Raw genomic sequence first — 4875 nt, 5'->3', positions numbered from 1 at the left:
GAACAGAACGTCGAGACTCTCCCTCACCTCCTCCGAAACCATGCCTGACCAGCGACAATCAAACGATCACGCCCGGTAGAGAAACGGCTTCTCAGCCTTGAGCACGGGTCGCCGCATGGTCTGGCCCGCATCTACATCCCGCGCGACCTGGCCCCGGTCGGAGTGTTCAACGGCGATTCCACGTGCCGGGAAGCGGTCACAAGATTCGCTGTCCTCGGCCCGTCGCCGGCCACCATCCGAGAGACGGTCTCCGCCCGCTCTCCCACCCCAGACGAGGCGTCGGCGCTCCGGATCGGGAACAACACCGCCGTTCTCGCGATCACGCGCGTCGCCACCGACGCCACCGGACGCGTCGTTGAAGCCGCACTCCTTGCCTTTCCGGGAGACCGAGTCGACGCCATCTTCACCGCCCACCACGTGCTCGAAGAGAGGACAACCCAAGGATGACAACACCGAACGAACTTCGGCTCCTCCCATGGTCGGGCCCGGGGGACAAGCCCTGCTACCTGAGCACCGACGACCCGGCCGGCTACATGTCTCGACTGGCAGACAACATCGAAGCGGCCCAACTCGACATGGCTGCCGAACTGCTGGAGTTGGCTGCGGAAACCTTCGCCGACCAGGACGCGGACCTGAATGACTGGCGCCGCCTGGGCCACGACCTGACCGACGCACTGAGGGACGTGCTCCGCGTTGCGACCAGCCGGTGTCATTTCCTGGAGCTGAGTGCGCCTCAACCAGAGTGAAGAACGCCGCGGTGCGACGGCAGCCGCAGACGCCTGCTTCTACGCGGGAGGGGTACCCAGCACAGATCCGGGTACCCCTCCCGTCGCATCTGCCGACCCTGTTGCCACCATGCGGACCGGTGCAGCAGGGGCCTCTTGTGACCGTCTGAACATCAAGAGGGGAGGATTCCTTCAACTGTGGTGCGAGTCATACGACGCTGTTCTATGGTGGAAGAAGTCTGACGCATAAAGCGCTATGCGCCGATATTTCCTGTGGGGGGAAAATGAGCTCCAGTGCTACCCGACTCACCTGTTTTGCGCTTCTTTCTTCAATGGAAGAAGATTTGCGCAGCATCATCTTGAGCGCATGTGAGGAGACAGAAAGTGCTCAGGATATTCTCAACGCGACACGCTACGAGAAGGCAGTAATTCGGCTGACGCGAGACCTCGGTAACCAGGTAAATATCAACATTTCCAGCCTTGCCCCCTACTTGGATTTCGCCGACGCCTATGAGGTTCTATCGGGTATTAAAGTGCGGCTCGCGGAGGAAATTCAGGAGTCTCTTAAGATTTTTGCGCCGTACCTGAACAAGCTTACTCAGGTACGTAACAGGGTCGCTCATACGCGGCCGATGGAAATTGACGACCTCGCTGTCGTGCATGATGTATCTAAGAATGTTTACTCCGCCTCCCCCTCCTCGTGGGAATGCTTGAAAACCACAATTTACAAGTTGGAAGAAAATCCCGCATACGTCCTTGGGCTCACCATTGACCTAGTGGCGGACCCTGACAATGCCCCTCAGCACAACCTTCCTGCGCCAGAATTTGACGAGACAGGATTTTTTGGTCGCCGAAAGGAGCTTGATCGAATCAAAAAAGCGATCAAGGGGGCTTATCCCGTTGTTTCAATTTTGGGTGATGGGGGCATCGGTAAAACTTCAATTGCCCTGAAGGCTGCCTACGAGCTTCTGGATGACCCGAAGAATCCGTTTGACGCTTTCGTCTGGGTAACGGCAAAGGCGACAATTTTGACCGTGAATGAGATCCAGCGCATTAGCGGTGCGATCGAGAATTCCTTGGGTCTGTTTGCATCAGCTGCTGAGCAGTTGGGTGGGAGTACTGCAAAAAAATCTGTAGATCCAGTAGGAGAGGTTCTTTCCTATTTGGAGCACTTTAAAGTCCTTCTGATTCTTGACAACATGGAGACAGTCCTGGATCAAAGGCTGCGTGATTTTTTGCTGGACCTTCCCATGGGTAGTAAGGTGATTATCACTAGTCGAATTGGGCTGGGGATCGAGAATCCTGTTTCATTGGCGCCTTTGTCTGGAGATGATTCAACACGTCTCTTGCAGAAGCTGGCGCGAGTGCGAAACGTGGAGGCCCTGCAAGGTCTGCCAGTAGCAGTTCTTTCCAAAATGGTGCAGGCGATGAAGGGGCACCCCGCGTACATCAGGTGGTTCGTCGCTGGGGTCCAGGCAGGGAAACGGCCGGAAGAACTTCTGCACGAGAATGATCTGCTCCTGGATTTTTGCATGTCAAATGTCTATGGGCATCTTAATGAAAAGGCGCGGGCTGTTCTTCGGTCGATGCAGGTGCTGCCGGGGCGGCGCAGTCAAGCTGAACTGGCTTTCTTGAACGAGTACTCTGCCGGAGAGATGCAGTCGAGCCTGCTGGAACTAATCACGACAAATTTTATTCAGATGCAGGGAACCTCGATGGATCAATCTTCGGAGACGGCTTACCAGCTCACGGATTTCGGAAAGCAGTATCTCGACAAGCGCCACGCCGTTCAGTCGCTGGACAGGGCGATTTTCGAAGGACGAAGTCGTGATCTTGCGGACTTGGGAATGCGTCTACAAGTGGAAAGCACGGCGTCGCCGTACGACCCTCGCACGATCGATATCAAGGGGCCTGGAGACTTTAGTACTGCTCGCCTGCTTCGCGATGCCCTGAGGCACCACGAACGTGGCGACGTTGACGGTGCTCTGTTGGTTTGCCATGAAGCACAAAGACTTTCGCCTGGATATCACGAATCATGGCGTGTCGAGGCCTTTATTCAAGCTGGGCAACGTGATGTTACGGCAGCGCGTGCCGCGTACGAACGAGCATTTGAACTAGCACCTGAATCACCCACCTTGAATTACCTTTATGGTGCATTCCTCGTGGATGAAGCGGTAGACCCTGTTTTGGGCCTCGAGAGGCTGCAAAAGGCCGCGGTTCTCGCCGAAGTTCCGCCAGCGGTTGTAAACGAAATCGCGTGGGCGCATATTCAGTTGCGGGATTTTGAGGCTGCGGTGACCAGCGCCTCTCATTCGATTACGTTGAAGCCCGATCTGCATGACGGTTCAATAGCCATGACCACAGGCGTTCGTGCGGGGGTTTACGGTGCCGGAAGGAAGGTCGATGGCGGTGAACTGGACAGTGCTGTGGAATGCATTGAAGCTGCGGTTGAGCTTGTGGAATCAGGACGGGTCGAGATGCTTGTCGGTGAGCCAGTGGACCGAATCGTCCAGTTGATTGATTCTGGCGAAATGCTAATGCGTCGTATCGATGAGAATTTTTTGCTCGAAAGCCTTGATGCCCTTTTGAGTCGTCTGAAAGATCGCCTGCGTGCTGTTGATTCAGACGCTCTCGGGAGGCGAGTAGGGTTGGTGACCAATGTGCGCCAAGATAAGAAGTTTGGGTTCGTTCGATCCTGGGGCAATGATTATTTTTTCCATCTGAGTGATCTTATGAATGAAGGCGATTGGGCTTATCTTGACTCTGGAGTGGCTGTCGCCTTTTATCCCGATGAAGGAGGAATGAAAGGCCCGCGTGCCACGGCTCTTAGATGGCTAGGTTAGGCATGGGAGAGCGGATCGGGGTGCCCACGTAGGTCGGCGGAGCGGGTTTGGCCGGTGTCCTGCCCGGTTTGGGGTCGAGCATGATCAGGGGGCCGTACGCTGATCGGCAACTCGGGCAGGCTGTGATCCTGCCCGGAATTTGAACGAGTGGCCCCCTGGTCTTGCTCGACGCGGGACCCGAACCGGGGAGGTGGCTAAAGCCGTGGAGCTGGCCGCCCCAGCCATAGCGGGTTTCTATCCCACCATGGGGCTCGCTCTAGCCGCGCGACCGGCGTAGCCGGGGCCAGAGCGGGCCGAAGGCAGGAGCGTCAGGCCCCGGCGGTGAGCCGGGGAGCGCGCGGCGAGCGGAGCGAGCCGCCTTGATGAAGTAGAGAAAGTCTTATCCCGCTGTGATGAACTGCTTGCCGTCGTGGCTCCGCACATGAGGGCCGTTGCCGTCCAGGGCGTCCAGGAGACGGACCGCGTAGACCGGAAGCGACCGTCCTCGGCCTGGCCGACCGTGAACCGGACACTGTCCTCGTCCTGACGGACTGGCAGTACGTCGGCCACGGGCACACCCCCGGTGAAGGCGCTCTCGCCGCCACCATCGCCCGTGACCTCCAGACCAACCGCGAGACCGCCCGAGACGCGCTGAAGGAGCGCACTGCCAACGAGGGGGAGTGGTGACCGTGGCGGACCGACTGCTCACCGTGAATGAGGTCGCCGAACGCCTCGGCACCGGTCTCCGCTTCCCTCGCCGGCTCATCGAGGAACGCCGCATCACGTTCGTCAAGGTCGGCCGACACGTCCGGATCCGGGAGAGTGCTGTAGACGAGTACGTAAGTGCTCACACGGTGGAACCCATCGTCCTGCGGCCCACCTCGCCGTTCCGTCGGGCTGCCTGATGGCCGGCAAGAGCAAGCCCCGCCGCGCCTTCGGCCGGATCCGCAAGCTGCCGTCCGGCCGCTTTCAGGCTCGGTACCCGGGACCGGACGGCGTGCTCCGTTCCGCTGATCGAACGTTTGCCACAAAGACGGACGCTGACCGATGGCTGTCACGGAAGCGCATAGAGCTGGAAGAGGGCCGCTGGCTCGACCCAGCGGAGGGACAGACGACCGTCCGCGACTGGTCGGCGCGCTGGCTCGTCGCCGTCTCACCGCAGCTCAAGCACAAGACACAGGCGTCGTACCGATCTCTGATCAACTCACTGATCATTCCGGCGCTCGGCGATCGGGCGGATTCAACTGGTCGTCGCAACACCTCGTGATCAGCGAGGTGTGGGATGGCGCGTCGTCAGCAGGCAGCCGATCGAGCGGTGCGTCTGAAGT

At 58.7% G+C, this 4875-nt stretch carries 3 protein-coding genes and 4 pseudogenes; 6 read left to right on the top strand and 1 reads right to left on the bottom strand.

Translation table 11 applies throughout. The features are described 5' to 3' along the window. Positions 1 to 78: 78 nt before the first annotated feature. From ACIRD8_RS37715 to ACIRD8_RS37705, 3 genes and pseudogenes are all read left to right on the top strand, one after another. A pseudogene (locus ACIRD8_RS37715) lies at positions 79 to 447 on the top strand (UTRA domain-containing protein); the annotation flags it as partial. Further along, on the top strand, positions 444 to 746 hold the full coding sequence (locus ACIRD8_RS37710) for a hypothetical protein (protein ID WP_404002284.1): 303 nt from the start codon (positions 444 to 446) through the stop codon (positions 744 to 746). The pseudogene ACIRD8_RS37715 and the gene ACIRD8_RS37710, both read left to right, overlap by 4 nt. Positions 747 to 1009: 263 nt before the next feature. Next, positions 1010 to 3568: an NB-ARC domain-containing protein gene (locus ACIRD8_RS37705; RefSeq protein WP_404002282.1), complete on the top strand. Its 2559-nt coding sequence runs from the start codon at positions 1010 to 1012 to the stop codon at positions 3566 to 3568. A gap of 379 nt (positions 3569 to 3947) precedes the next feature. Here ACIRD8_RS37705 and ACIRD8_RS37700 read toward each other — a convergent pair. Continuing rightward, positions 3948 to 4049 (bottom strand): annotated as a pseudogene (locus tag ACIRD8_RS37700) (NUDIX hydrolase); the annotation flags it as partial. Here ACIRD8_RS37700 and ACIRD8_RS37695 point away from each other — a divergent pair. From ACIRD8_RS37695 to ACIRD8_RS37685, 3 genes and pseudogenes are all read left to right on the top strand, one after another. Next, positions 4040 to 4234, top strand: a pseudogene (locus ACIRD8_RS37695) (replication initiation protein); the annotation flags it as partial. The pseudogenes ACIRD8_RS37700 and ACIRD8_RS37695 sit on opposite strands and share 10 nt — an antisense overlap. Further along, on the top strand, positions 4231 to 4452 hold the full coding sequence (locus ACIRD8_RS37690) for a helix-turn-helix domain-containing protein (protein ID WP_404002279.1): 222 nt from the start codon (positions 4231 to 4233) through the stop codon (positions 4450 to 4452). The pseudogene ACIRD8_RS37695 and the gene ACIRD8_RS37690, both read left to right, overlap by 4 nt. Then, a pseudogene (locus tag ACIRD8_RS37685) lies at positions 4452 to 4799 on the top strand (site-specific integrase); the annotation flags it as partial. The gene ACIRD8_RS37690 and the pseudogene ACIRD8_RS37685, both read left to right, overlap by 1 nt. Positions 4800 to 4875 lie beyond the last annotated feature (76 nt).

Origin of the sequence: Streptomyces sp. NPDC102451, assembly GCF_044765485.1 — a bacterium.
GTDB lineage: Bacteria > Actinomycetota > Actinomycetes > Streptomycetales > Streptomycetaceae > Streptomyces.
Note: the sequence above shows the minus strand (reverse complement) of the source record. Positions and strands in the feature narration are given on the sequence as shown.

Coding starts and splice junctions, on each gene's coding strand:
- ACIRD8_RS37710 (WP_404002284.1), top strand. CDS start 444: ATGACAACACCGAACGAACTTCGGCTCCTCCCATGGTCGGGCCCGGGG.
- ACIRD8_RS37705 (WP_404002282.1), top strand. CDS start 1,010: ATGAGCTCCAGTGCTACCCGACTCACCTGTTTTGCGCTTCTTTCTTCA.